General features: G+C 38.8%; 24 protein-coding genes, 1 tRNA gene and 1 riboswitch. Of the genes, 14 read left to right on the top strand and 11 right to left on the bottom strand.

Annotated features, from left to right (window positions below):
- Positions 1-145: 145 nt before the first annotated feature.
- The 8 genes from D0T56_RS06720 (at position 146) to D0T56_RS06685 (ending at position 7,699) form a co-directional block, all read left to right on the top strand.
- Entirely contained in the window at positions 146-994 is an 849-nt protein-coding gene (locus D0T56_RS06720; protein ID WP_163319367.1) for a TerC family protein, read from the top strand.
- On the top strand, positions 991-1,740 hold the full coding sequence (gene kdsB, locus D0T56_RS06715) for a 3-deoxy-manno-octulosonate cytidylyltransferase (protein WP_163319366.1): 750 nt from the start codon (positions 991-993) through the stop codon (positions 1,738-1,740). The genes D0T56_RS06720 and kdsB overlap by 4 nt, the downstream gene beginning before the upstream one ends.
- Positions 1,741-1,873: 133 nt before the next feature.
- On the top strand, positions 1,874-2,620 hold the full coding sequence (locus D0T56_RS06710) for an ABC transporter permease (RefSeq protein ID WP_163319365.1): 747 nt from the start codon (positions 1,874-1,876) through the stop codon (positions 2,618-2,620).
- Positions 2,617-3,399, top strand: a complete 783-nt coding sequence (locus tag D0T56_RS06705; RefSeq protein WP_163319364.1) for an ABC transporter ATP-binding protein — start codon at positions 2,617-2,619, stop codon at positions 3,397-3,399. Before D0T56_RS06710 ends, D0T56_RS06705 begins: the two co-directional genes overlap by 4 nt.
- A 5-nt stretch (positions 3,400-3,404) precedes the next feature.
- A complete protein-coding gene (locus tag D0T56_RS06700; protein WP_163319363.1) occupies positions 3,405-4,172 on the top strand; it encodes an exodeoxyribonuclease III in 768 nt (255 codons plus the stop codon).
- Between the two features lie 182 nt (positions 4,173-4,354).
- Positions 4,355-5,113, top strand: a complete 759-nt coding sequence (gene sufC / locus D0T56_RS06695) for a Fe-S cluster assembly ATPase SufC (protein ID WP_163319362.1) — start codon at positions 4,355-4,357, stop codon at positions 5,111-5,113.
- Positions 5,114-5,126: 13 nt separating this feature from the next.
- Entirely contained in the window at positions 5,127-6,467 is a 1,341-nt protein-coding gene (gene sufD / locus D0T56_RS06690) for a Fe-S cluster assembly protein SufD (RefSeq protein WP_163319361.1), read from the top strand.
- Positions 6,468-6,478: 11 nt separating this feature from the next.
- Entirely contained in the window at positions 6,479-7,699 is a 1,221-nt protein-coding gene (locus D0T56_RS06685) for an aminotransferase class V-fold PLP-dependent enzyme (RefSeq protein ID WP_163319360.1), read from the top strand.
- 218 nt (positions 7,700-7,917) lie between these two features.
- Here the strand turns inward: D0T56_RS06685 and D0T56_RS06680 are convergent, their stop codons facing one another.
- From D0T56_RS06680 to D0T56_RS06665, 4 genes are all read right to left on the bottom strand, one after another.
- Positions 7,918-9,000 carry a YncE family protein gene (locus D0T56_RS06680; protein ID WP_163319359.1) on the bottom strand — a complete coding sequence of 361 codons (1,083 nt, stop codon included), beginning with the start codon at positions 8,998-9,000 and terminating at the stop codon, positions 7,918-7,920.
- A 9-nt stretch (positions 9,001-9,009) separates the two neighbouring features.
- Positions 9,010-11,004: a TonB-dependent siderophore receptor gene (locus D0T56_RS06675; protein ID WP_163319358.1), complete on the bottom strand. Its 1,995-nt coding sequence runs from the start codon at positions 11,002-11,004 to the stop codon at positions 9,010-9,012.
- A 133-nt stretch (positions 11,005-11,137) separates the two neighbouring features.
- A riboswitch (cobalamin riboswitch) is annotated at positions 11,138-11,427 on the bottom strand.
- Positions 11,428-11,602: 175 nt separating this feature from the next.
- The gene (gene mfd, locus D0T56_RS06670; protein WP_163319357.1) at positions 11,603-14,932 is read right to left on the bottom strand and encodes a transcription-repair coupling factor; all 3,330 of its coding nucleotides are present in this window, start codon (positions 14,930-14,932) and stop codon (positions 11,603-11,605) included.
- Positions 14,933-14,968: 36 nt separating this feature from the next.
- On the bottom strand, positions 14,969-15,403 hold the full coding sequence (locus D0T56_RS06665) for an energy transducer TonB (protein ID WP_163319356.1): 435 nt from the start codon (positions 15,401-15,403) through the stop codon (positions 14,969-14,971).
- A gap of 215 nt (positions 15,404-15,618) precedes the next feature.
- On the opposite strand from D0T56_RS06665, the gene D0T56_RS06660 reads away from it, so the two are divergent.
- The 4 genes from D0T56_RS06660 (at position 15,619) to D0T56_RS06645 (ending at position 19,236) form a co-directional block, all read left to right on the top strand.
- The gene (locus D0T56_RS06660; protein ID WP_163319355.1) at positions 15,619-16,020 is read left to right on the top strand and encodes a hypothetical protein; all 402 of its coding nucleotides are present in this window, start codon (positions 15,619-15,621) and stop codon (positions 16,018-16,020) included.
- Positions 16,021-16,430: 410 nt separating this feature from the next.
- Complete coding sequence (locus D0T56_RS06655) at positions 16,431-17,480, top strand: tetratricopeptide repeat protein (protein WP_163319354.1); 1,050 nt, start codon at positions 16,431-16,433, stop codon at positions 17,478-17,480.
- A gap of 68 nt (positions 17,481-17,548) precedes the next feature.
- Entirely contained in the window at positions 17,549-18,379 is an 831-nt protein-coding gene (locus D0T56_RS06650) for a GNAT family N-acetyltransferase (RefSeq protein WP_163319353.1), read from the top strand.
- On the top strand, positions 18,376-19,236 hold the full coding sequence (locus tag D0T56_RS06645; protein ID WP_221412338.1) for a polysaccharide deacetylase family protein: 861 nt from the start codon (positions 18,376-18,378) through the stop codon (positions 19,234-19,236). Before D0T56_RS06650 ends, D0T56_RS06645 begins: the two co-directional genes overlap by 4 nt.
- A 22-nt stretch (positions 19,237-19,258) precedes the next feature.
- On the opposite strand, the gene D0T56_RS06640 is transcribed toward D0T56_RS06645, so the two are convergent.
- Genes D0T56_RS06640 through recR form a run of 7 tightly spaced genes read right to left on the bottom strand, consistent with a single transcriptional unit; the run spans position 19,259 to position 24,764 of the window.
- Complete coding sequence (locus D0T56_RS06640; protein ID WP_163319352.1) at positions 19,259-21,055, bottom strand: chloride channel protein; 1,797 nt, start codon at positions 21,053-21,055, stop codon at positions 19,259-19,261.
- A 46-nt stretch (positions 21,056-21,101) separates the two neighbouring features.
- Positions 21,102-22,058, bottom strand: a complete 957-nt coding sequence (locus tag D0T56_RS06635) for a WG repeat-containing protein (protein ID WP_163319351.1) — start codon at positions 22,056-22,058, stop codon at positions 21,102-21,104.
- A 6-nt stretch (positions 22,059-22,064) separates the two neighbouring features.
- Positions 22,065-22,628: an L-threonylcarbamoyladenylate synthase gene (locus D0T56_RS06630; RefSeq protein WP_163319350.1), complete on the bottom strand. Its 564-nt coding sequence runs from the start codon at positions 22,626-22,628 to the stop codon at positions 22,065-22,067.
- A gap of 6 nt (positions 22,629-22,634) precedes the next feature.
- A complete protein-coding gene (locus tag D0T56_RS06625) occupies positions 22,635-23,168 on the bottom strand; it encodes a GNAT family N-acetyltransferase (protein ID WP_163319349.1) in 534 nt (177 codons plus the stop codon).
- Positions 23,169-23,185: 17 nt separating this feature from the next.
- Complete coding sequence (locus D0T56_RS06620; protein ID WP_163319348.1) at positions 23,186-23,638, bottom strand: BT0820 family HAD-type phosphatase; 453 nt, start codon at positions 23,636-23,638, stop codon at positions 23,186-23,188.
- A gap of 27 nt (positions 23,639-23,665) precedes the next feature.
- Positions 23,666-24,130, bottom strand: a complete 465-nt coding sequence (locus D0T56_RS06615) for a hypothetical protein (protein WP_163319347.1) — start codon at positions 24,128-24,130, stop codon at positions 23,666-23,668.
- A 7-nt stretch (positions 24,131-24,137) separates the two neighbouring features.
- Positions 24,138-24,764, bottom strand: a complete 627-nt coding sequence (recR, locus tag D0T56_RS06610) for a recombination mediator RecR (protein ID WP_163319346.1) — start codon at positions 24,762-24,764, stop codon at positions 24,138-24,140.
- Positions 24,765-25,045: 281 nt separating this feature from the next.
- Here recR and D0T56_RS06605 point away from each other — a divergent pair.
- Both D0T56_RS06605 and D0T56_RS06600 read left to right on the top strand, forming a co-directional pair.
- A tRNA-Met gene (locus D0T56_RS06605) sits at positions 25,046-25,119 on the top strand.
- A 103-nt stretch (positions 25,120-25,222) separates the two neighbouring features.
- Positions 25,223-26,443: a site-specific integrase gene (locus tag D0T56_RS06600; RefSeq protein ID WP_163319345.1), complete on the top strand. Its 1,221-nt coding sequence runs from the start codon at positions 25,223-25,225 to the stop codon at positions 26,441-26,443.
- The last annotated feature ends 47 nt before the right edge of the window (positions 26,444-26,490 follow it).

Here is a 26,490-nt window from a genome sequence, read left to right as displayed (position 1 = left end):
CGTTTCCACAGATAGTATCAAATGTTGTGCCAAAATCTGATTTTTTGTGCAGACTGACAAACTGACAGAAAAAACAAATAGTATCCTTTCAAACTTTTATGCTCATTATGATGTTATTAATTTAAATTAATAATAGAACTGAAAAATGGAATTTTTAGAAGTTTTTTTAGATCCTTCCGCATGGGTAGCGCTTGTCACCCTTATTTTTTTGGAAGTAGTTTTAGGTATAGATAATATTGTATTCCTGTCTATCGTTTCGTCTCGGTTGCCTCAGGAACAGCAACCTAAAGCTCGCTCTATCGGTCTGGCATTGGCCATGTTGTGCCGCATAGTATTGCTGTTTGGTATTTCGCTGTTGATGAAATTGTCAAAGCCTTTTTATACGTTCGATACCGAATGGATAGATGGCGGAATATCGGGGCGAAGTATAATTATTTTTGTAGGAGGTTTATTCTTATTGTATAAAAGTGTGTCGGAGATACATCATAAGCTGGAAGGAGAGGACGAAACCCATGAGGCGGGGAAGGCAAAAAACAAAATGATCTCCGTTGTTGCGCTGATTGTTGCTTTGGATATTGTTTTCTCTCTGGATAGTGTGCTGACCGCTGTGGGGCTTGTCAGCTTCAACGAATTTGGGTATGGCGGGGCAATGGCTATTATGGTGACAGCCGTTGTTGTAGCAGTGCTTGTCATGATGTTTTTTGCCACGCCTGTCAGCAATTTTGTCAATACGCACCCTACCATTCAAATGTTGGGGCTTTCGTTTCTTATACTGATAGGTATGATGTTGATTGTTGAGGCTGCTCATTTAGCTAATTTATCAATATTTGGCACTCAAGTAGGTGAAATTCCAAAAGGATATATTTACTTTGCCATTGCATTCTCATTGTCTGTCGAATTTCTCAATATGAAACTCAGAAAGAACTCTAAACCTGTGAAATTGAAAGACTCTAAGATTGTGAAAGTCACTAAACGAAAAAGCACAGAAAAATGAAATTTATTGGGATTATTCCGGCAAGATACGCCTCTTCCCGTTACCCGGGAAAACCTCTTGCCGACATGGTCGGAAAGCCGATGATTCAACGGGTTTATGAGCAAGTGAAGCTGGCCTTGGATGAAGTATGGGTAGCAACCGACGACGAAAGGATTGTGGATGCCGTGAAGGCTTTCGGAGGAAATGTAGTTATGACTTCAACCAATCACCGGAGCGGTACGGACAGATGTAACGAAGCCTTCGAAAAAATAGGCAAACCCTTTGATGTGGTGATAAATATTCAAGGCGACGAACCTTTTATCCAACCCAAACAGATCGAAACCTTAAAGGCATGCTTCGATAGCATGGATATTCAGCTTGCAACTCTGGTAAAGCCATTCAGAAAAGAAGATGGATTTGACGTCCTTTTCAATGCCAATTCTCCCAAAGTTGTACTAAACAAGAACAATGAAGCTATCTATTTCAGCCGCTCCATAGTGCCTTATATCAGGGATGCGCATCACTCCGAATGGTTGGATAAACACACCTTTTTCAAGCATATCGGGATGTATGCCTATCGGGTGGATGTGCTGAAAGAGATAACCCGGTTGCCACAATCATCTTTGGAGTTGGCCGAATCGTTGGAGCAATTGCGCTGGATAGAGAATGGCTATAAGATAAAAGTCGGGCATACCGAACTTGAAACCATAGGCATCGACACCCCCGAAGATATGGAAAAAGCCTTGAAAATGTTAGGGTTAAATTAGAACAGTGTTTTTTAAGATTGCAACTAAACAGACGGAATAAAAAAGGTCTGAACCTTAATATTGATGGTTAAAAATAACTATCTTTGCACTTTCAAGTTAAATCAAGCATTTTTAAGGAATACCTAATTACAATATGTTACTATCTCTATTAGAAAAAACGGGGCAATATACACTTCTGATGAAGAAAGTATTTACCAAGCCTCAGAAAATGAGTGTTTTTTTAAGACAATACATCAGCGAAATAAACAAACTGGGGGTCGATTCCATCTGGATCGTTATCATTATTTCGTTTTTTATCGGGGCAGTAATTGTGGTTCAGATAAAATTGAATATCGATTCGCCTATAATGCCCAGATTTACAGTTGGGTATACATCCCGTGAAATTATTATACTGGAGTTTTCGTCTACCATTATGTGTTTGATTCTGGCCGGAAAAGTCGGGTCTAATATTGCATCCGAAATAGGGACAATGAGGGTTACGGAACAGATAGACGCATTGGAAATAATGGGGGTAAACTCTGCAAATTATTTGATATTGCCAAAAATTGCGTCGCTGATGACTTTCATTCCGGTGTTGGTGACATTCAGTATGTTTTGCGGAATTATAGGGGGATATGCCGTTTGCTTGTTGGGTAATATAATGCCTGTTGCCGATTTTGAATACGGATTGCAATCATTTTTCAAGCAGTTTTACGTTTGGTATGCCATCTTGAAATCTGTGTTTTTCGCATATATAATATCAACAGTGGCTTCCTATTATGGCTATTTCGCACGAGGCGGGTCGTTGGATGTAGGAAAAGCGAGTACAAATTCGGTGGTGATGAGCAGTGTTTTAATTTTAGTGGCTGACTTGTTGCTAACTCAATTGATGATGGGATGATAGAAATAGTGAACCTGAAAAAATCCTTCGACGGACGAGAAGTCCTGAAAGGCATAGATATAGTTTTTGAAGAAGGAAAAACGAATTTGATTATCGGGCGAAGCGGTTCGGGTAAAACGGTGCTGCTGAAAAACCTGATAGGATTGATGCGCCCAACCGAAGGTCAGATTCTGTATGACGGGCGCGATCTGACCAAAATGTCGGGCAAGGATTTGAAAGAATTGAGAAAGGAAATGGGTATGCTTTTTCAGGGGTCTGCGTTGTTTGATGCCATGACCGTTTTCGAGAATGTCTATTTCCCCTTGGAAATGTTTTCGCCACTGTCGAAAAAAGAAAAAGTGAAGCGTGCTCAATTCTGTCTCGATCGTGTAAATCTTTCAGAATCGGGACATCTGTACCCATCCGAAATAAGTGGAGGGATGATGAAGCGAGCGGCCATTGCCCGTGCTATTTCATTGAATCCTAAGTATCTGTATTGCGATGAACCAAACTCAGGGCTTGACCCTCAAACCTCACTGGTGATTGACGACCTGATTCATGATATAACCAAGGAGTATAGCATGACAACCATCATTAACACTCACGATATGAACTCTGTAATGAATATCGGGGAGAGGATATTTTTTATAAAAGAAGGCAATCTGGAATGGTCGGGAACAAATAAAGAGATAATGAGTTCGACAAACGAGGCTCTGAACGATTTTGTTTTCGCATCCGATCTGTTCAAGAAAGTAAAAGAAGCCGAGATGGCAGAAGAATCAAGTAACACTAAATCTTAATTGTAATGAAAATCATATCATATAACGTAAACGGCATACGTTCGGCAATAAATAAAGGCCTGTTGTCGTGGATAGAGGAGGAATCGCCCGATATACTATGTTTTCAGGAACTAAAGGCACAGGAAGAACAAATAGATTTGATTTCTTTGCAAGCCTTGGGATATAACTATTGTTACTTCCATCATGCCGAAAAAAAAGGATATAGCGGGGTAGGGGTTATCAGTAAAACTAAACCCGATTATGTGAAAATAGGCATGGATATGCCCGTGTATGATCAGGAAGGAAGAGTGATACGCCTCGATTTTGGTGCTTTCACCCTGATTTGCGTATATATTCCTTCGGGAACCACAGGCGATGTTCGCCAAGAATTTAAAATGCAATTTCTGGAAGATTTTACAAACTTCATACTGGAACTGCGCAAAGAGCGTAAGGAAATTCTGATTTGCGGCGATTATAATATTTGCCACAAACCAATAGATATAAATCATCCGGAACGTCACCAAAAATCGTCCGGTTTTTTGCCTGAAGAGCGTGAGTGGTTCGACCGTTTCATTGCAATGGGTATGGTTGATACATTCAGGGAGTATGATCAAAGTCCGGAAAAATATAGCTGGTGGAGCTTCCGTGCCGGAGCAAGGCCTAAAAACCTTGGTTGGCGTATCGATTATCACCTCATATCGGAAGAGGCAAGGCACAGGCTTCGTCATGCGGCTATACTGTCGGAAGTTGTGCACTCCGACCATTGTCCGGTATTGGTTGAAATGGATATTTAGTGATTGGCGTTGCCATCTCAAATATATCCTTAATTGGCAAAAGATAAAAGGCATAGACTGAGGAAATAAGGGCATGTCATAAATTTTATAGATACTTGATAGTTTGCATCAGGCAAAACTTTTGAGTATTTTCGGCGTTTATAAAAAGATGTAATACTTATACACAATATTAAATAACCGTAATGGCAAATCTATTAAATATTAAAAATCTACATGCCACAGTTGATGGCAAAGAAATATTGAAAGGCTTAAATCTTGAAGTAAACAGGGGTGAGGTTCATGCGATAATGGGTCCTAATGGAGCCGGAAAAAGCACATTGGCATCGGTTCTTGTCGGTAATCCGAACTTCGAAGTAACGGAAGGTAGCGTTTCTTTCGATGGGCTCGATTTGCTGGAAATGGAACCGGAAGAAAGAGCCTGCGAAGGACTTTTCCTAAGTTTTCAGTATCCTGTTGAGATTCCCGGAGTGAGCATGACAAACTTTATGCGTACGGCTTTGAATGAAGTGCGGAAACATAAAGGTGAAGACCCTGTTTCGGCATCCGAATTTCTGAAATTGATGAAAGAAAAGCGCGAGTTGGTAGAATTGGATAGCTCTTTGGCAAGCCGCTCTGTGAACGAAGGTTTTTCGGGAGGAGAGAAGAAGCGTAACGAGATTTTCCAGATGGCGATGCTCGACCCCAAGTTGGCTATTCTTGACGAAACCGATTCGGGATTGGATATTGATGCTTTGCGTATCGTTGCCTCAGGTGTGAACAAATTGCATCGCCCTGATAATGCCACGCTTGTTATTACTCACTATCAACGCCTTCTCGATTACATTAAGCCTGACTTTGTGCATGTGCTTTATGACGGAAGGATTGTGAAAAGTGCAGGTGCAGAGCTGGCGTTGGAACTGGAAGAAAAAGGATACGATTGGATTATCAAGGAATTCAAATAAAAAAAAGAAGTAAATGATTGAAAATCAATATATAGATTTATTCACTACATACCGTGCAGATATTGATTCGAATTCGGCTGCGGGAATAAATTATCATAGGGAAAAGGCGTTTGAAGCATTTAAGGCATTAGGTTTTCCGACATCCAAACAGGAAGATTTTCTGCACTCTGATATTGCAACCGCTTTTGAACCCGACTATGGTATTAATATCAGGAGGATTCCTCTTAAAATAGATCCGTATACAGACTATAAATGCAATGTCCCCGATTTGTCTACAAATCTGTATTTCCTTATCAATGACATGTTTTTTGATCAAGGTGTTCCGGAAATCAATTATCCGGAAGGGGTTTATGCAGGGAGCCTGAAAACATTTGCGGAACAGCATCCCGATGTGTTTTCGAAATATTATAATCAGGCAGTTGATCTGGAAAAAAACGGAACAGTAGCTTTTAATACGATGTTTGTTCAGGATGGTTTTGTACTTTATGTTCCTGACAATACGGTTCTGGAACAGCCTATCCAATTGATTAATATTTTGCGTAGCAGGTTCGACTATCTTGTAAACAGGCGTATTCTTATCATTGTCGGGAAAAATTCACAGGCGAAAGTTCTGGTTTGCGATCATGCCGTGGATAGCGCCAAGTTTTTAGCGACACAAGTAGCGGAAATTTTTGCGGAAGAAAATGCGCATGTCGATTTTTATGAATTGGAAGAAAGTTCGGAGAAGACAACCCGCATAGCCTCAACCTTCGTTCATCAGGCAAAAAACTCGAATGTATTGGTCAATAACCTGACATTGAATTGTGGTTTTACCCGCAACAATTATCATGTCAAATTGGACGGTGAGTATGCCGAATCTACCGTTGCAGGAATGATAATCGCAGGAAAAAAACAACATGTGGATAATTTTGCATTTCTCGATCATGCCAAGCCTAACTGCCATAGCACGCAGTTGTTTAAATATGTATTGCAGGATGAGGCATTAGGTGCTTTTTGCGGGCGTATTCTGGTTGAGAAAGATGCTCAAAAAACGATGGCATATCAGACGAATAACAATCTTTGCGCCTCGCCGCATACACACATGTATTCTAAACCTCAGTTGGAAATTTATGCCGACGATGTGAAATGTTCGCATGGACTAACCACCGGACAGTTGGATGAAGATGCACTTTTCTATATGCGTGCCCGTGGAATAAAGAAAGACGATGCAAGGCTTCTGTTGATGCAGGCATTTACGGATGATGTGTTGAGGCTTGTTCGTTTGGATGTGCTGAGGGAGCGTCTTCATGATTTGGTAGAGAAACGTTTTAAAGGAGAACAGGTTAGGTGCGGAAATTGCCTGATTTGTAAATAAATAGCATAACGATGTCATTTGATGTAAACAAAATAAGAGCCGATTTTCCTATACTTTCCCGTACTGTTTACGGAAAACCGTTGGTTTATCTGGATAATGGAGCCACTACTCAAAAGCCTAAGTGTGTGATAGATAAACTGGACGAGGTTTATTTCAATATCAATGCAAATGTGCATCGGGGTGTGCACTATCTTAGTCAGGAGGCTACCGAACAGGCCGAACAGGCACGTACCACTATTCAAAAATTCATCAATGCCGAACATAGCCGTGAAGTTATAATCACAAGAGGTACTACCGAAGCTATCAACCTTGTGGCACATAGCTTTTGTCAGGCTTTTTGCAGCGAAGGAGACGAGATCATCATATCGGCAATGGAGCATCATGCCAACATTGTTTCGTGGCAACTGCAGGAAACGATAAGAGGCATCAAGCTGAAGGTGATTCCAATCAATGAAAAAGGAGAACTGAAACTGGACGAATTTGATAAACTGATTTCACCGAAAACGAAATTGGTTTCCATTATGCACATATCCAATGTGTTGGGTACGGTAAACCCTATCGAAAAGATTATAGAAAAAGCTCATGGTCATAATATTCCTGTGTTGATAGATGCCGCTCAGTCTGTTCAGCACATGGCTATTGACGTTCAAAAGCTGGATTGTGATTTCCTTGTTTTTTCGGCACATAAAATATATGCCCCGACAGGGGTGGGGGTTCTTTACGGAAAAGAAGAACTGCTGAATAAAATGCCTCCCTATCAGGGTGGAGGTGAGATGATTGCCCATGTATCGTTTAAAGGTACGACTTTCAACGAGCTTCCTTTCAAATTTGAGGCGGGAACACCTAATTATGCGGATGTGATAGCCACAGCCACGGCCATTGATTATGTTTCTTCTATCGGGCTGGATAAAATAAAAACTTACGAAGACGAGTTGTTAAAATATGCAATGCAAAGGTTGTCGGAAGTTGAGGGTATTCGTTTCTTCGGAACATCGGAGCATAAAACCAGCGTCATATCTTTTCTTGTCAAAGATATTCATCATTACGACATGGGAATGATGCTCGACAAAATGGGGATAGCCGTGCGTACAGGGCATCATTGCGCCCAACCTTTGATGGAAGAATTAGGTATTGAGGGAACGGTACGGGCAAGTTTTGCCTTTTACAACACCAAAGAGGAAATAGATATTCTGGTTGAGGGTGTTAAACGTGTGGCAGCAATGTTTGCATAGAGTAACAATGTTGTGAATCATATATATGAGGGTGTCCCAAAAGTAAGATTCAATGTCTTTTTGTCATCCTGAACAAAGTGAAGGATCTGTTTTTAGAAAGTACAGATTCTTCGTTGCACTCAGAAACAACGTTCGAGGAGCGAAAGCGACTCAATGACAAAAATCAGTAACACTTTGATAGTGCAATCTTACTTTTTGGACACCTTCATTTTTTTATCCTATTTGCTAGTTAGAAAAAATGCACCCATTGGATTTATTCCTCCTGTGTCGAAACGTTTTTTGAACTCTCCTTCAGAAGAATATATGTATACATCGCCGTTTGCAACATAGCTCGATTTGAATATATACATATCTCCATTAGCCGGATTTACCGACATACAGCTTATTTCATCTATATTTAAATCGCCATCCGAACCAATAAAGCTCTTGTCGTCTACTTTATTGTTTTTCATATTATAAGTGCGAAGTTTTGTTTTCTCTTGCTTTCCTAAATATTGAGAATCAATAACGTAGATAGTGCTGCCGTTAATAGCCATTTTGCTGGCAGTAGTAATAGAATCGACCTTGTTTGTTCCTACGTTTATTTTTTGAAGAACACTTGGTATGGTTTCGAAGTCTCCTGCAGAGATAACATATACATCTCCTTGAGAATTAGCTTTTATTCGCATAGGATTTGACCTTACTTCTATAGCCGTAGCTTCTTCTTCAAATTTATTCAGGTCTATAACAGATACCGTATTTCCGCTTCCATACCCACTGTTAGCAACAAAAAGCTTATTGTTAGACACTGCAATTTCTTCAGGAAAAGCACCTACCTTGGCCTTAGCCTCAATATTGCAAGATGTGGTGTCTATTCTGGCTACATGTCCGCTATACAACGTAACGTACACTTTGCCTCCCGCAGCAGCCAGATAACGAGGCAAATCGGGCTTGCTATCGGCATCAAGGGGAGCTATGGTATTTATTATTTTGCCGGACAAATCCGTAACAAATACAACATTCGATTCTGTAACGGTGATATACATTTTAGATCCATAGATAAGCATATCTTCTGCCGTATCTCCTAAATCTTTGCTGTTCACGTTTGCAAATACTCTCTCCGTCAGTTGATCTGTTTCAAAATCATAATAAGATAAACTTGCATTATTGCCATGCCACGAACCGTTATTCAAGATGTAAGCTCCTGTTGTAACAACGGGTTCAACCCAAGGTTTTTCATCGTCATCGCTTTCGCACGAAACAAATCCGGAAGCTAATAATGTGCACAGCATTCCTTTCAGAAAAAAGTTTTTAAGTTTCATAATTTCAATTTAAAAGTTAATCCCTGCCGTTACTCTGAATGAGCGTCCCGGCATAGGATAGGATTTAATTATCTGATAGTTTTTGTTTAAAATATTCAATAAAGAGAACTGAATGGAAACCTTGTTCGACCGTAGTTTCAACTCTTTAGCCAAACTGATACTATGGTCTGTGTAGCCATCCACTCTATTTTCTTTCAGGTTTTGATTCTTAGCATAGCATTTCCCGGATGCCAACAAACTATATGAAAAATTAACCCACGGATTATCGAAACTTAAAGAAGCCGAACCCGAATGTTTTGGAGTGTATGGAATCTGGTCTTTGTAACTTTTATTTGTACTTGCCGAACCTGTTATATCAATAGCTTCAAGGAAACTGTAACCGCCATTAATCAATATCCTCATGTCTTCCGACAGATTGATATTCAGATTGATATTTGTATCAAAACCCGACATACGCACCTTTCCTTTGTTCGAAGTGCTGGACAAGACTCCGTTAGGTATTATAATTATTTTATCCCTCACGTTGGCCCAATAGGCATCCACATTTACGCTTAAATAATCGAGAGTTTCGGATAATCTTGTAGAAAGCACAAGTCCGGTATTCAATTGCCTTGCTTTTTCGGGTTTCAACGGTTGCCCGGCTTGCTTGCAGTAAGCCTCCGTCATAGAGGGTATGCGGAATATATCTTTGTATGATATTCTGAATCTCAATTTGTTACCTTTTAGTATGGCATAAGACATTGCCAACGATGGCGTGATTCTTTTATAGGTACTTTTTTGAGATGCCACTACCTTGTCTTGCGAATATGTGGCAAAGAGGCTTCCTGTTACAGTCAATCTTTCGTTTTCGAATTTCGACGCAATTGATGTAAGGCTTGTTTTTCGTTTCGGGTTTTTCAGTATGTTGTTCTTTATAGAATCATTTTGCATTTCCGAATACGCCAAGTCTTCAGCCAGTGATATTGAAAAAGATTTGCTTAACTGATATAAGAAAGCATTGGATACATAAAGCTCGTTCTGTATAAATTCATCTTTGGTTTTACCATACGATTGGTCATCTGTATATTTCGCATAATCATAGTTATACTTTACGGATGGTTTATATGAGAATTTATCCGTAAAAGATTTGCAATACTGTATTTGCGTGAAAAAATTCCGATTGTTTAATCGTGAAGCCGAATACGGATTGCGAAGGATCACAGCTCCCGGCACTCCCATATCCGAGTTGTAGAAATATGTTTTCACCTGCAATTTTTCCGAGTCGGAGAGGTTGCCATACAGGTTAACTTCCGTTCTGAGTATATCAACGTCGCTATTTATACGTTTTCCCTCAACCACTTGAATAATATTTGACATTTCATACGGATATTTTCCGTCGGCACGTTGCCACCCGCCATTCACATCCAGTGCAAACTTATTGTTTAGCTTGTATGAGAAGTCTAGCGATGAAGTGAATAATCCGAAAGAACCCGTACCTAAACGCACTTTTCCCTCATATCGGCGATTCGAAAAAAGCGGTTTCCTTGTTTCTATATTCAATACTCCAATAGAAGAGAAGTTGCGAGCCGGTTGGAAAATGTTGTCAGATTGTCCGTGCGTGAGGGTCAACATAGACACATTGTCAAGCGAAAAGCGGCCTATATCTATCATCCCCGCCTGAGCATCGTTTAAGGTTATGCCATCATACGAAACGGCTGTATGTTGAGCGCCGAAACCTCGCAGCGATACAGTTTTCAGTCCTCCGATTCCGCCATAATCCCTAACCATTACTCCCGTAAAATGCCGCACGGCATCCGATACGGAAACAATCCCTATCTTTTCTATTGTCTCGATAGTCAATACTTGCAGAGGAGATACGGCTTTAATTGAATTTGGCTTGGCAGAAGTTACTATCTCTACATTATCAATATCCTGTTTTATAGAGATTGAGTCATTCTGTTGGGCAAAAACCGTTCCTGCCAACAATACTATTGATAATGAAATAATTCTGTAAAATAAACCCATCCTCGAAATTTGAAAGTCTCATTATATGTATCGAGGACAAAGAAATTTGGATGACCAAATTGATAGCCGTTTGAAGAGATAGTCTTTTCGGACCTGGTGTTCAAAACAGTTTTCAGCTTTATTCCTCGAAAGCGTTTAAAAACTAAAACTTTGCAGGTCTTCTGACTTACTCCATCTTCGAATATCCTTCCCAACATTCAGTTAAAAGTGAGCAGCTAACAGTCAACAAAAGAGTCGATTCTGATAACTGACGACTGTCCGTCAGTGGTTTTTAATTTTGTTCAAAGACTTTTTCACGTTATTGTTAACTGATAATTGTTAACTTCTAACCGAAAAGAGCTTACAGCAGCGGGTCTGTTCAGGATTTTCACCTGATTCCCTTTCAATCCTATAAATGTAGGAACAAAGCTGTCGCAAAGGTAAAATAATAATTCAAATCTTAATTAGGTAAAAGGTCAAATTTTCACAATAAAGTCATATGTGGTTGATTGTGAGTTGTTTGTTTCGAATGCTGTGCATCTAAGATTTTAATGCTAATCTTAATTTGATCATCATAAAATCCATACGGAAGGATAACAAAATGGTTATGCAAGCTATGTTACGCTATGTTTTTAATTTCTTCCAATATATAGCAGGCAGTTTCAACATTCGGAATATGCTTGATTCGTATAGAACGCTTTCCGTCTTTATCTTTCAATTCACAATTTCGGGGAAACCTCTGTATGTAAGTGAGCAGCTTGTCGAAAGAATTTGATTGATAATAAGGAGAATCCGGGTCGGGCACAAGAAACAGGTTCATTACTCCGTTTTTCAAGACAACTTTCTCCATACCAAGGGATTTTGCCAATCGGCGAAGTTTCACGATCCTTATCAACTCTTGCCCTTCTTTAGGTATTTTCCCGAATCGGTCTTCAAGCTGAATGACAAAAGTATGCAAATCGGATTCATCCTGAATGTTGTCCAATTCGCGGTAGATAGTAATTCTTTCCGAGTCGTTGGGAATGTAAGTTGCCGGAAACAACAGCTCCATATCGCTCTCCACTGTTACATCCTGCACAAAATCGTCACCTTCAAATTTATTGTTGTTCTGAGTATCCCTGTACAGGTCTGCAAATTCCTCATTTTTAAGCTCATTGACGGCCTCGTTCAGAATTTTTTGATAAGTTTCGTAGCCTAAATCAGCAATAAAGCCGCTTTGCTCTGCACCTAACATATTTCCTGCACCACGAATATCAAGGTCTTGCATGGCTATGTTTATACCGCTACCAAGTTCCGAAAAATTTTCGATGGCTTGCAGTTTACGCCTCGATTCGGGGTTTATAGAATGAAGCGGAGGCGACAACAAGTAGCAAAATGCCTTGCGGTTGCTCCGTCCTACACGCCCCCTGAGTTGATGTAGGTCGCTCAATCCGAAATGATGTGCATTATTTATAATTATCGTGTTTGCATTAGGAATATCGATCCCCGATTCGATAATGGATGTGGCAATTAATACATCGTACTCGTAATCAACAAAATCGGTTACAATTTCCTCCAATTTTTTAGGATCCATTTGTCCGTGGCCAACGGCTACTCTGGCGTCAGGAACTTCTTTTTCTATCATGCCTACCAGTTCCGGAAGGTTATTTATCCTGTTGTTAATGAAAAAGACCTGCCCGTTGCGGCTCATTTCGAAATTTATAGCTTCTTTTATGATTTCGCTGTCGAATGTATGTAGCTCTGTCTGAATCGGATAACGATTGGGGGGAGGAGTCGTTATAGACGACAAGTCGCGTGCTCCCATCAGCGAAAACTGCAATGTGCGGGGAATTGGCGTAGCTGTCATGGTCAGCGTATCTACGTTGACTCTCATTTGTTTCAATTTTTCCTTCACAGCAACCCCAAATTTCTGCTCTTCATCAATGATTAGCAAGCCCAAGTCTTTAAACTGTACATCCTTGCTCACAAGCCTGTGAGTTCCTATCAGAATATCTATCTTACCTTCTTTCAGGTCGTTTAATATTTGCTTAATCTGCCCTGTTGTTCTTGCCCTGCTGATATAATCGACACGGCAAGGAAAATCCTTAAGCCTGTCTTTGAACGTATGATAATGCTGCGAGGCCAAAACGGTTGTAGGAACAAGCACTGCCACCTGTTTATTATCAGCCACTGCTTTAAATGCAGCACGTATGGCAACTTCCGTTTTACCGAAACCAACGTCTCCGCAAACCAACCTATCCATAGGTTTTTCGTTTTCCATATCGGCTTTCACATCCTGTGTTGCCTTCAATTGGTCGGGGGTATCTTCGTATATGAAAGAAGCCTCCAGTTCGTTTTGCATAAAAGAATCGGGCGAAAAACTAAATCCTTTCTCCTGTTTCCTCTTCGAGTAGAGAAGAATCAAATCGCGGGCAATATCCTTTACTCTCGATTTTGTTTTTTCCTTCATTCTTTCCCAAGCTCCCGTTCCCAGCTTGTTCACACGAGGTGGCTCGCCATCCTTTCCCCTGTATTTCGAAATCTTATGCAACGAATGAATCGACACGAAAATAGTGTCATTGTTCAGGTATGTCAATTTGATCAGTTCCTGCATTTTTCCGTTAATGTCGGAACGAACCAATCCGCCGAATCTGCCAACCCCATGATCTATGTGGACAATGTAATCGCCTATCTGAAACTGCTTTATCTCTTTCAGCGAAAGAGCGATTTTACCCGAACGGGCTTTTTCCGATTTCAGGTTATACTTATGAAAACGGTCGAAAATCTGATGATCCGTAAAACAGCAAATTTTGAGAGTATCGTCCGAAAATCCTTCGTGCAACGTCCTGTTGACGGGTGTAAATTGAATATCATCGCCTTTGTCTTCAAATATTGCTTTCAGGCGGTTGTTCTGTTTTTCGCTGTCGCTGAGAATATATATCTGATAGCCATTGTCCAGAAAATTGTGGAAAGATTCGCTCACCAGATCAAAATTTTTATGAAATAGCGGCTGCAATCTGGTCTGAAAATCAATGCTTGCATCGGGCAGATTGACGCTATTACCCAGAACAATATGTTTAAAATCGTCTGCTTTTTGAGTAAATTCGGCTTCCGAAATAAGTTCACTTTTTATATCCGATACATATTCGGGGTTATCGAGCAAAGGATCGTCGTGATAAATAAAATTTAATCTGCCTTGTATCCATGAATAATCTTTGTATCCGATGATTGAGTTTTTGGGCAATAAGTTGAGAAACGATTCTTTTTGCAAGCCCGATTTTCTCATTTCGGGAACAATCTGAACGAAATTCAATTTTTCTTTCGACAATTGGCTTTCCACATCGAAAGTCCGGATAGTTTCCACTTCATCGCCAAAAAAGTCGATACGGTACGGAAATTCATTAGAGAACGAAAACACATCAATAATACTTCCCCGAATGGCATATTGCCCCGGTTCGTACACATAATCGGTGTATTCGAATCCGTAAGAATCCAAGACTTCCGATATGAACTGTGTATCAACCTGTTCACCTACGCTTATGCGTAAGGTATTGTCTTTCAGTGTTTCTTTCGATATAACCCTTTCTGCCAGAGCCTCCGGATATGAAACAATTATTCTGTGATGCTCTTCTGTTTGCAGTTCGCTCAAAACCTCAGTTCTGAGAATCTCGTTAGCCGCATCAATTTGCCCGTATTTTATCGCTCTCTTATATGCCGACGGGAAGAATAAAACCTTGTCGCCACCCAATATCTGAACCAGATCGTGATAAAAATACCCTGCGCTTTCGGCATCTTCCAAGACGTACAGAAAGCAACTGTCTATCCTGTCGAATACAGATGCCGCATACATGGCTTGTGAAGAGCCTAGCAGACCTTTTATCTGAGTATTTTTATGTTTTTTTATCGTTGATACACTTGCCGAGATATTGGGATGTGCATCGAATATTTTTTGTAATTTATTTATTTCCACCTTACGTAGTTGTTATTTTATTTGGAGCAATCTCCATTACTTTTTCAAATGTATGTTTATTGGTAATGTGTAGCGGACTTTCACTTTTTGTCCGTTCTGTTTTCCCTGAGTCCATTTTGGCATAGCCTTAATCAGCTCTGTGCAATTCTCCTTCAATTTTCTGTTTATAGGTTTGGTGACATCTATGTCACTTATGGTACCATCTTCATTCACAACGAAATTGACAATAAAGTGGCTTTCTATGCCATCTTCAATATCAATGGCGGGATATTTTAGATTTTGGGAGATATATTTCATCATCTCTACAAACCCTCCGGGATATTCGGGCATTTGTTCAACTGCAAGATAAACCTTGCTTGTGTCTGACAATACAGAATCGCTTGTTATTGACTCTTTTACAATATTCTGTCCATTAACCAATTGTATAGTCAATAACCCCATTACAAATAGTATGCCTAATATTTTCGACATATATTTGATCCGGATTTTCATATATTGGGTGAAAAATTGTTTTGGACTTCAAAATTAATAAAAATAGTGATGTCTTTCAATAGTTTCCTTTATTTTAATCCAAACGAAAAAGGTGCACTTTCTTACATCAACAAGAATAAAATTGATTCGATACAATTGAAAATAAACAAAATATCATAACTTTGTGTAGAACTTACAACTACACAAAAAAGGTGATGAAAAAATATTTATTTCTAATAGTGTCGCTACTGGCATGTATTGTGGCTTTATCGGGGTGTGAAGAAAAAGTGTTGCCGGAAGAAAAAGACGGTTTTGTTGAGATAACTTATACGGCAACAGATTGTTATTCGGATTTGAAGACAGAGCATATTTTTGTTGAAATGAACGGACGAATTGTAAAATCAAGATTCCTTTCAGACGATGTGTACTTGATTGAAACGAACTATCCGGATGAAAATACCAGAATAGAAATGTATCCTTGCCAATTGCCCGAAGAATGTAGAATAGACAATTTAGAGATTAAGTTTTCGGGTAAAATGAAATATCACAATCCTCTTTCAGAAATAGTTGCAACCCCGATTGATCTGTCGAAAATAAAAATAAAAGACTATCATTGATATAATATTCTTCTAATAAACCCGTAGTGCATTTAAGATTTTGATGTTAATTCATTTGTTATAAGATTTATATCCGTTTTGTCATTTTGAACGAAGTGAAAAATCTGTGTGTTTTCAATCCAGATCCTTCGTTTTACTCAGGATGACAATGCAAATATATATTATTTTCAGCTAGTTATCGTTTATTTTCTAAATGCACTACGGGTTTCTTCAAATAAGAAATAGTTTATCTTTTTCAGGAAAACATTTTTAGAGTCTACCTTTCGAACAATAAAATGAAAGGGTAGATTTATTTTGAATGTAATCTCACTTTTTTACATTTTTTCTATTATTTTTGCATAAAAGTATTTTTAACTTTTTGCTCAGACATACGAATACTAAAAAATCAAAAAGTAATAAATTTTAAACTAATGAAGAAATTATTGATCTTCCTAATCGGAATATTCTGTATCAATCTTACAAGTCATTCTCAAGAAAGAACTTTAAATAGTGTTAATGACGCATTGATAGAAAGGGCTTCTCTGGCATACAGTAAAGGCGACACCAAGGGCGCTATAAAAACGCTGAACGACTTAATAAAAAAAGATAAAACATGCACAGAGGCCTATATGAAAAGAGGCCTGATCTATACAAATATAAACCAATTGGGACAAGCAGCTGCCGATTTTACCAAAATCATTGAAATAGATTCAACCAATGCCGAAGCGTATAATAACCGAGGCAGAATTTATTTCGTTTCGTCCAACTTTCCCGGTGCCATCAGCGATTTTAATCAAGCTATCAAATATAATCCCGACATGGCAGAGCCATACTTTAACATCGGGTCTATATATCACAGGCAAAAAAGATATGAATCGGCGGCCAATTTTTTCAAAAAAGCTGTGGAAAGAGATCAGTCTCAGTCCTCTTATTTTGTTAGTTTAGGAGTTGCCTCTGCCGATAACAGAGACGACAAAGCGGCTATCGAAGCCTTCAATCAGGCGTTGAAACTCAATCCTGATCACTGGGAGTCGTACTACAACAGGGGAACAGCTTATTATCACGAAAAAAAATATAAGGAAGCAGTAGCGGATTTCGTAAAAGTAACAGAGCTCAACCCTGATTTCTATATGACATACAACAATTTGGGTAGTGCTTATGAAGAATTGGAAGACTATGACAATGCAATGAAGTCTTACAACAAACTTATAGAGATGAAGCCCGAAAATGCCACGGCATACTACAATAGAGGATCTTTATATTTCTTCCTTGCCAAAAAAGATGAAGCCATTGCAGACTTCACCAAATCGATAGAACTTGAAAAAGGAAACCCATCCGGCACATACTACTCCAGAGGCTTGACTTATGAAGTATACGGCGACAAAGCTGCTGCCCTCAAAGACTTTGAGAAAGTAGCCGAACTGGAACCCGGAGATCAGGAAGTAAGAGAAAAAATTGAAGAATTGAAAAAAGCGCAGTAAAATAGAAAGTATTTACCAAAAATTCTTCTTATTTTTGAGGTATATTTATCTTTGAATTAAAGTCAAATATGGAATATTCCCTAAAAAGAATTGAGGTAGATGATAAAGCGTTAGTTGATATAACTCGGTTCCTGAAAGAAACTTTTCCTAAAAATAAGAAATTCACTCTCGACTTTGTAAGGTGGCAATATACTCGGAACCCCTTGGGGGAAATGTTTGGTTTTAATGCATGGGATGGTGATAAGATTGTTTCCCATTTTGCCGGACTACCCATACAATTGAGCATATCGGGACGGGTTAGGAAAGGATTGTTGTGTATCAATGTTGGAACCAACAATCAGTACAGGGGAAAGAAACTTTTCACCCTGGTAGGAGAAAAAACGATTGAGAGCGCAACCCAAAACGGGTTCGAATTTATGATTGCAGTGCCCAATGCCAATAGCAGCCATGCGTTTCTCAAGTATTTCGGATTCTATCTTATATCCCAACTATCGGTTAAAGTAGGTTTTGGTAAAAACATTTATCCCGATAAAAGTTTTAATTGCTATAAGTGCTGGGATGAAGAGCAATATAAGTGGAGGTTAATGAATCCCACCAACAAGTATTGTTTCGATGGAAAGAGAACCATTTCCACGCCAATATCTTTTTTTGCAAAAACATTGTCGAAAGCACAGTTGTCCGGAAATCCGGCAAGTTTGGCTTCAAAAAGTTTAGGTTTTCGTCCTCTGAATCTTTATATCGGTTTAGGTGCCGATACGTCAAAAGGCTTCTACCTGAATATGCCTTCGTTCATTAAACGTCCTCCTTTCAATCTGGTATTCAAAGATTTGACAGGAGAGATTGCCACTTTGAAAAAAGACGATATTTTTCTTCAACTAATTGATCTGGATACGATATGAGAACAACTGAACAAATGAATATACTTACTTTTGATATAGAAGAATGGTATCATTTCGATATATTCTCTACGGAAGATAAATGGTTAGACTATCCTCCCCGAATAGATTTGTATCTGCCTCAGGTTCTTGACAAATTGGACGAAAACGAGACAAAAGCCACATTTTTTTGTCTTGGATGGATTGCCCGGACTTATCCTGAGATTATCAAAAAAATACAACAACGAGGACATGAAATTGCTTGCCATAGCGACAAGCATTTCTTTGTCAGGGAAATGACTCCCGAATCCTTTAACTTGGATTTAGCCATAGCATTGGATAGCATTGAAAATGTAATTGGTCAGAAAGTGGTTTCTTTCCGTGCCCCAGCATTTACTATTTCGGAAGATGCTACCTGGGCGTTTGAGGTCTTGGCTAAGAACGGAATAGAGAACGATTGCTCAATCTTTCCCACAACCCGCAGTTTTGGAGGATTCCCTTCCTTTGGAGAGGCAAAACCAACCCTGATAAAATACAAAGAATATCGGATAAAGGAGTTTCCTATCAACATGGGAAAAGTTATGGGAAAAGATTTCGTATTCGGAGGTGGTGGCTATTTCCGTTTATTCCCTTACTCACAGATAAAGAAACTAATGAACAAGTCCGACTATAATATGACGTACCTTCACATGCGTGATTTCGACTATAAGCAACCCCGCTTCAAATATCTGTCGAATATGAGGTACTTTAAATCGTATTATGGCATTAAAAATGCTTATCCTAAATTTGAGAAAATGCTCAAAGACTTCAAGTGGATAAATGTAGAGGAGGCTGTAAATCAGATTGATTTCAACTCTATCAGGCAATTGGATCTGAAATAGTCTTGTTGACTGTTGACTGAATTTAATTGTCTTTCGAAAAATTGTCGACCAATACTTTCCTGTAAGCGTTCAGAATACTGGATTTTGATACAAAACCCAAATATACACCCGATTCGTCCGTAACGGGAAGATTCCAAGCCTTGGTTCTGTCGAACAGATCCATAATTTCTTTCATACTCATTTTTATCCTGATCACAGCAGGAGGCGCAGTCATGAAACGATGAACCTTAAAACGATCATATAATTCGGGTCTGAACATTATGTTTCGGATATTATCAATCAACACCACTCCAAGCAATTTACCCTCGTCGTTCACTACGGGTAAAACGTTACGGCTCGAACATGAAATCACTTTCACCACATCGCCCAGAGTCATTTGAGGTTTAATAGTCTGAAATTCAGTTTCCACCAATGAACCTAATGACATGAGAGTCAATACCGCCCTGTCTTTATGATGAGTCATTAACTCTCCTTTTTTAGCCAGACGCATGGCATAAATGCTATGAGGTTCGAACAATTTTATTGTGGCATAAGAAATCATAGATACAATCATCAGAGGTAAGAAAAGCTCATACCCTCCGGTCAGTTCGGCAATCAGAAACGTGCCCGTAAGCGGAGCATGCATAACCCCGGCCATAACTCCGGCCATACCCATCAGGGCAAAATTATCGAGCGGAAGATAAATGCTTCCCGTCAAATTCATACCATTGGCCACATACGAGAATATGAATCCGGCAATAGCACCAAGAAACAAAGTGGGTGCAAAAATCCCCCCGGTTCCTCCTCCTCCGTTGGTAGAACTGGAAGCAAAAACCTTCAATAATAGAACGGATGCCAGAAAAACCACTATTCCCCATCGTGTGTCCTTAAACGGATAGAACAAACTACCATCCATAATGCTTTCGGTATTTATCATACCGCTAAGAAGAGAATTTATTGTATCATACCCTTCACCATAAAGAGGTGGTAGTAAGAATATGAGGATACTCAGAATGCTGGCTCCCAAGGCAAATTTTTGCCAGTAGTTCAATTTTCTGAAAATATTTTCTATCCAATTCATCGCCCGTGTAAAATAGAGCGAAACCAGACCGCAAAACAATCCGAGTATTATTACATAAGGAATCCTTTCCAGATCGAACGGTTGCGCATGAGCATACTTAAACATGGCTTGCGTACCTGTTGTCAGGTATGCAAAAGTGGCTGCCGTAACCGACGACACAAGCAAAGGAAGAATGGTACCCATTGTCAGGTCGAGCATAAGCACCTCTATCACAAACACCAATCCGGCTATGGGTGCTTTGAATATACCTGCGATGGCTCCCGCAGCACCACATCCGATAAGCAACATCAAGTGCCTCTGTTCTATCCTGAATGCCCTGCCCAGATTTGAACCGATGGCAGCTCCCGTCAGTACGATAGGAGCCTCAGCTCCAACCGATCCCCCAAAACCAATGGTTATGGAACTGGCAGCAATGGACGTATACATATTGTGAGGTTTTATATAACTTTTTCGTTGCGAAATAGCATACAATATTTTTGTAACCCCATGACTGATATCGTCTTTTACTATATATTTCACAAACAGTCCGGCTATCAGAATACCCAAAACAGGATATAAAAGATACAGGTAGTTTGCCTGTGTTTCTTCAAAATTGTGTGTCAGAAGATGTTGAATACCATGAATAAGTGCCTTCAGTATAAGTGCCGCAACAGCGGTAAGAATACCAACCAGAAAACTGAGGAACACCAAAAAGTGCTGTTCCTTGACATGCTTATTTCGCCATATAAAAAACTTCTGTATTTTTTCTCTATTAAACATTTCTAAAAATTACCCTAATATTTTGCTCATCTACCCATTCGATACTCTACAAACCTAATTCCCGTCCTTTATGATCGACTTTCATCAGGCGTCCGTTTTTCTCAACCATCGCTTTTCCGTCGGAAGCAAAACGGCTAAGGTTGTCGTAGATAGGAGGAACAATAACCCCCGATTTGGTTATGAAACCGCACTTGTTGTTTTGTTTCAGGGCTATTACTCCCAAATTGGGCTGATAAAACATCACTTTGTCGTAAACAGGAGGTATTACCTCGAAACTGTTGGTTATGAACCCTATTTTGTTCGCTTTTTCGATCTTGATCAATCCGTAATCGGATTCTTCGATAGAATCGTACAAGTAATCAACCAACAATTTTCCCGTATTGTCAATAATTCCCCATTTATTATTTTTTTCCACTTTATAATACGAACTTCTGAATGGAGTTATACGTCCAAAACCAATGTCCAGAGCCATTTCACCCGAATTGTCCATCAGTCCGTATTTTCCGTCCGAACTAACCATATACAGGTGGTCGCTAAATGGTTCTATACTGTCAAAGACAGGATATTGCTTCATCGAACCAAACTTGCTCATGATGCCTATCTTCGAGTTCTGGGTGATTGTATATAAAAAATCATCCAAAGGTTCAATTCTCTCAAAATTGACCGTCAATACAGTTGTGTTCAGGTTGTCTACAAGTCCCAATTTATTTCCTTTATTAACAAGAAACATATCGTCCCTGAACGAACTGATTTTATCGTATTCGAAAGGCACAATCTCACGTCCGTTGATGTCAATCACACCTTCTTTTCCTTGCTGGGTGGCACTGAAATATCTGGTGAAAATGTGATTTATATCTTCATATTTCGGCTTTACTGTTACTTTATTATTGTGCTTCAACCCAAAACGGTTTTTTTCTTCGAATATTTCTACATGGCCGCCTTGCGAAAAGACAGATACTACATAAACGAATAAAAACACGAATAAACTAAAAAAACATTTCATCTTCTTTTACTTTCTTATAATTTGCACTTCTCCCGATTTTCCGAGTTTTATTATGCTCGAAGATTTGTGAGAAGTAGAGTCATCTTGCCTGTAATTTACTATATAATCCACACCTTTTTTCACTTCGTCGCTTATTTCATCAAAATTGGAGGGCGAAGCCTCTCCGCTTATGTTGGCAGATGTAGATACAATTGCTTTTCGGAACCTTCGGCAAAGTTCCTGTGAAAATTTTTCCTGCGTAATGCGTATGCCTATGCTACCATCTTCGGCAATCAGGTTTGGAGCAAGGTTTCGCCCACCATCATATATAACAGTTAAAGGCTTATCCGAAACTTCTATCAGGTCCCACGCAATGGAGGGAACATCCGATATATAGTAATCCAATTTCACCGGATTATCGAGCAACACAATCAAAGCCTTACTGTCTGTCCGTCTTTTCAGTTCATAAACCTTTCTAACGGCAGACTCGTTTGTCGCATCACAGCCAATGCCCCATATAGTATCCGTCGGATACAGGATTATCCCGCCCGACATCATCACCTCACATGCTTTCTTTATATCTTCAATCATTGTATATCACTCACATGCAAACAATTGCATAACCAAAACATCTTCATATTCAGTTTTCTTATCAGTGCTCACCCAGTCTTTCAGCCTGCCGGCTTCTTTATAACCTGCCTTGCTGAAAAGATTGATGCTGATTTCATTGTTTGTGCCTATATGTGCATAAAGCTGGTGCAAATGTAAAAAATTGAATGCGTAATCTTGTATAATCTGCAAAATTTCTGACGCATATTTTTGCCCTCTATGGTTTTCGTCGACCAATATGCCGATACCTGCCCTCTCGTTGTGCGGGTCAAAATCGTAGAGGTCGACCGTGCCTATTGCGACTCCCGAATTTTTCAGGACAACCATCAGCCGCAACTGCCGACTCTGAAATATATCCATCGACAGCGAATCGTTTATATATTGCCGTAAACTCAGTTTAGAATAAGGCGCAAGAGTGTTGCCATGTTTCCATAGGCTGGAAATATTTTCCCAACTATACAAAACATCCAAATCCTCAGGTTCTACTGCCCTGAGTTTTAATATTGAATTTTCTAAATACATTTATAATATTACCCCGTTCAATAACGGTCTTTCTGGAACATTTCGCCCAAACGGATCAAGAAATTTTTCTTTCTTCTTCCTGTTTCGCTTTCGCCCGACATCATCATTATTTTTTCGAAGGATGTTTCTCCTTTTTCCATTGCTTTTATTGCATGGTATATTACACCCCAATCGGGTAAACCTCCCAAGTTTCTGTCATCAATGAAAAGGTCTGCATTCAGTTTTCGTGACGCTTTGGCAACATCTTCTTCCGGATAGTTTTTGTTGGCGGCATAAAATATCAGTCCTTTTTTTGCACAATAATCTACTGCTTCCTGCAACAGATCACCATCTCTTACCGACCACAGTATCAATTGGTGCCTATCTTTTTGCAATTGAAGCAAAGTTTCGATAGCAAACGGAATTGCTCTTCCTATTTTAGGATACTCATGTTCTACAATTGTTCCATCAAAATCAACAGCGATAATCATACTTTGGTGTTTTTTTATTAAATTATATCAATCTTCTAGTTCTTCACTTTCTGTTTCATCATCTTCCATCTCAGGCTCTCTGTACATCACCATTTCCAGCTGATCTTCGTTTGGCAAGCAGAAGAAAAGTGCAAATATAGTAATGATTGCCATATATGAAAAATTCATAATTCCCGTAATGTATAAACTTACCAAATTTACTACAAAAAGAAAATCTAAGATGGCAATCCGAATGCAATATATTGATTTATATCGGTTTATGTTGTCTGTATTTAATATTTTTTTCAATTGCCAATAAAATAATTTCAACGCCGACGGAATTCCCGCAATGGTTAGTATAATAAATAATTGCTGAACAGCTACATATTCGTTGTTTGAGGCAGGCTTGTTTAACACTACTAACGCAAATCCGGCAAGCAATATTGCCAGATTGACAAAATAAAAAATTCTTAACTGCTTATATGATTTATCCAATAGTTGGCTTTTTTCCATCGGTTTGTTATATTTTAAATGATTCGCTAAAAAGTGTGCGGTTCACGATGGAACGTCCCAGCGTGATTTCGTCGGCATATTCTATTTCGTCTCCGATAGAAATACCTCTGGCAATCACGGAAACTCGGATTCCTTCAAACTGCGACAGCTTCTTGTAGATATAAAAATTGGTGGTATCACCTTCCATTGTTGTGCTTAACGCCAATATTATCTCTTTTATTTTTCCTGCCGAGACTCGCTCTACCAGGCTGTCTATTTGCAGATCGGAAGGCCCGATCCCATCAATGGGCGAAATAATGCCCCCCAAAACGTGATACAATCCTCTGAATTGGGAAGTGTTTTCGATAGCCATCACATCTTTTACGTTTTCCACAACGCATACCGTAGAAGCATCCCGGTTTTTATCGGAACAGATGGGGCATATATCTTCATCCGAAATATTGAAACAAGACTGGCAATATTTCACGTTCTTTTTCAAGTTATAAATAGCCGAAGCGAAACTCTCTACAGAATCCATATCTTGCCTCAGAAGATTCAAGACGAGACGTAGCGCAGTTTTTCGACCAATTCCCGGAAGCTTGGAAAATTCATTTACAGCAGTTTCCAACAAACTTGACGGATATTTCTGATTCATTTATGTTTTTTCAGTTTTACAAGAAAGCAAAGTTAATCAAAATAAGGACTACTTTTTTAGCTTTTTTTGTTAATAATGCGAATCGGAGGTTGAAAACGTTCTATCATTTTTGTTGATTAAAAATTGGTAGGGCAAATTGTATTTGCCTGAGAAAACGTAATAATATCTATTCTATGAATCAGAAAAACTTGAGCATAATTAATAAAAATATCGAAAAAAATCGCATTTAGTATTGCAAAGTTCAAAATAATGCCATACTTTTGCACTCGCTAATAAGGCATGGCGGGATAGCTCAGATGGTTAGAGCGCATGATTCATAATCATGAGGTCCCGAGTTCAATTCTCGGTCCCGCTACTTGAAAATGAAAGGTTTACATGAAAATGTGAGCCTTTTTTTATTGTGTTTAGGTATGGTTTTAGTGGGTTTGATACAGGTTGTGTAAACCAGTGTGTAAACCATGAGTGCAACAATTGATGTTATCTGCTACAAGTCTAAAGTATTGAAAAACAACGAACATCCTCTGATGCTACGTGTTACGAAAGACCGAAAAAGACGTTATTTAAGTATTGGAATCTCTGTAAAAGCAGAGAATTGGGATTTTGAGAAGAACAAGCCAAAAACAAACTGCCCTAATAAAGATTTGATTCTAAATATTATAGAACAAAAATCTGTCGAATATCGAAAACAAGTATTAGAGTTTCAATCTATTGAAAAAGACTTTTCTGCAAGTAAACTAATTGAGTCGGTTCATAAGCCAATAAAAAAGATTACAGTTGAAAATTATTTCAATCAAATAATTGAATTGATGATAAAGGAGAAGCGAATTGGCAACGCTAATTCGTTCAAGTTTGCTCTTAATTCAATGAAAACTTTTGGCGGTAATTTGGATATTTTATTTTCAGAAATTGATGTTGCGTGGTTAAAGAAATATGAATCGTGGATGCGCAATAATGGCAATTCCGAAAATACAATGGGTGTTCGTTTCAGAGCATTGAGGGCAATATATAATAGAGCAATTGACGATAATATTGTCAAGAAAGATTACTATCCTTTTAATGACTTCAAGGTAAGTAAGCTAAAGTCTGTTACAAAGAAAAGAGCCATTACAAAGTCGGATATGAACGCAATAGTCAATTTAGACATTACAGCAATCAACAACTATCAGAGCAATCTTTTAGAGTTGAGTCGAGATCTTTTTGTTTTTAGTTATCTTGGTTGTGGAATCAATCTTATTGACATAGCATATTTAACTAAAGAGAACATAGAAAATAATCGAATTGTATATAATCGACATAAGACAGGCAAACCGATTTCTTTTTCTTTACAGCCAAAGGCTTTAGAGTTAATCGAAAAATATCAAACTTCTGACAATAAATATCTGTTTCCTATATATAACAATAGCATTCACAAAACAGAGTTACAACAACATTACCGTATTCGCAAGTTTGCCAAAAAAATGAATAAATGCTTACAAAAGATTGGAGAATATTTGGAGTTACCTATTAATTTAACAACCTATGTTGCAAGACATTCATTTGCGACCGTTTTAAAACGTTCTGGTGTCAATACTTCTATAATTAGTGAATCTTTAGGACATAGTTCTGAAAAAGTTACTCAAATCTATTTAGACAGCTTTGAAAACTCACAAATTGACGAAGCAATGAAGAATTTACTCTAGTAAAGAATATATCTGATTGTAAATACAAAGACCGTTTTCATTATTGG

Source organism: Dysgonomonas sp. 520, assembly GCF_010501095.1.
Classification (GTDB): Bacteria; Bacteroidota; Bacteroidia; order Bacteroidales; family Dysgonomonadaceae; genus QVMP01.
The sequence above is the reverse complement of the archived record's forward strand: the minus strand, read 5'-3'. Positions and strand labels throughout refer to the sequence as shown.

Excerpts from the sequence above, each read along its gene's own strand:
- D0T56_RS06655 (WP_163319354.1), top strand. The coding sequence starts at position 16,431 with ATGAAGAAATTATTGATCTTCCTAATCGGAATATTCTGTATCAATCTT.
- D0T56_RS06635 (WP_163319351.1), bottom strand. The coding sequence starts at position 22,058 with ATGAAATGTTTTTTTAGTTTATTCGTGTTTTTATTCGTTTATGTAGTA.
- D0T56_RS06680 (WP_163319359.1), bottom strand. The coding sequence starts at position 9,000 with ATGAAACTTAAAAACTTTTTTCTGAAAGGAATGCTGTGCACATTATTA.
- sufD (WP_163319361.1), top strand. The coding sequence starts at position 5,127 with ATGATTGAAAATCAATATATAGATTTATTCACTACATACCGTGCAGAT.
- D0T56_RS06720 (WP_163319367.1), top strand. The coding sequence starts at position 146 with ATGGAATTTTTAGAAGTTTTTTTAGATCCTTCCGCATGGGTAGCGCTT.
- kdsB (WP_163319366.1), top strand. The coding sequence starts at position 991 with ATGAAATTTATTGGGATTATTCCGGCAAGATACGCCTCTTCCCGTTAC.
- D0T56_RS06700 (WP_163319363.1), top strand. The coding sequence starts at position 3,405 with ATGAAAATCATATCATATAACGTAAACGGCATACGTTCGGCAATAAAT.
- D0T56_RS06615 (WP_163319347.1), bottom strand. The coding sequence starts at position 24,130 with ATGGAAAAAAGCCAACTATTGGATAAATCATATAAGCAGTTAAGAATT.
- D0T56_RS06620 (WP_163319348.1), bottom strand. The coding sequence starts at position 23,638 with ATGATTATCGCTGTTGATTTTGATGGAACAATTGTAGAACATGAGTAT.
- recR (WP_163319346.1), bottom strand. The coding sequence starts at position 24,764 with ATGAATCAGAAATATCCGTCAAGTTTGTTGGAAACTGCTGTAAATGAA.
- D0T56_RS06710 (WP_163319365.1), top strand. The coding sequence starts at position 1,874 with ATGTTACTATCTCTATTAGAAAAAACGGGGCAATATACACTTCTGATG.
- D0T56_RS06650 (WP_163319353.1), top strand. The coding sequence starts at position 17,549 with ATGGAATATTCCCTAAAAAGAATTGAGGTAGATGATAAAGCGTTAGTT.
- D0T56_RS06705 (WP_163319364.1), top strand. The coding sequence starts at position 2,617 with ATGATAGAAATAGTGAACCTGAAAAAATCCTTCGACGGACGAGAAGTC.
- D0T56_RS06685 (WP_163319360.1), top strand. The coding sequence starts at position 6,479 with ATGTCATTTGATGTAAACAAAATAAGAGCCGATTTTCCTATACTTTCC.
- D0T56_RS06640 (WP_163319352.1), bottom strand. The coding sequence starts at position 21,055 with ATGTTTAATAGAGAAAAAATACAGAAGTTTTTTATATGGCGAAATAAG.
- D0T56_RS06645 (WP_221412338.1), top strand. The coding sequence starts at position 18,376 with ATGAGAACAACTGAACAAATGAATATACTTACTTTTGATATAGAAGAA.
- D0T56_RS06625 (WP_163319349.1), bottom strand. The coding sequence starts at position 23,168 with ATGTATTTAGAAAATTCAATATTAAAACTCAGGGCAGTAGAACCTGAG.
- D0T56_RS06600 (WP_163319345.1), top strand. The coding sequence starts at position 25,223 with ATGAGTGCAACAATTGATGTTATCTGCTACAAGTCTAAAGTATTGAAA.
- D0T56_RS06630 (WP_163319350.1), bottom strand. The coding sequence starts at position 22,628 with ATGATTGAAGATATAAAGAAAGCATGTGAGGTGATGATGTCGGGCGGG.
- D0T56_RS06665 (WP_163319356.1), bottom strand. The coding sequence starts at position 15,403 with ATGTCGAAAATATTAGGCATACTATTTGTAATGGGGTTATTGACTATA.
- D0T56_RS06660 (WP_163319355.1), top strand. The coding sequence starts at position 15,619 with ATGAAAAAATATTTATTTCTAATAGTGTCGCTACTGGCATGTATTGTG.
- D0T56_RS06675 (WP_163319358.1), bottom strand. The coding sequence starts at position 11,004 with ATGGGTTTATTTTACAGAATTATTTCATTATCAATAGTATTGTTGGCA.
- sufC (WP_163319362.1), top strand. The coding sequence starts at position 4,355 with ATGGCAAATCTATTAAATATTAAAAATCTACATGCCACAGTTGATGGC.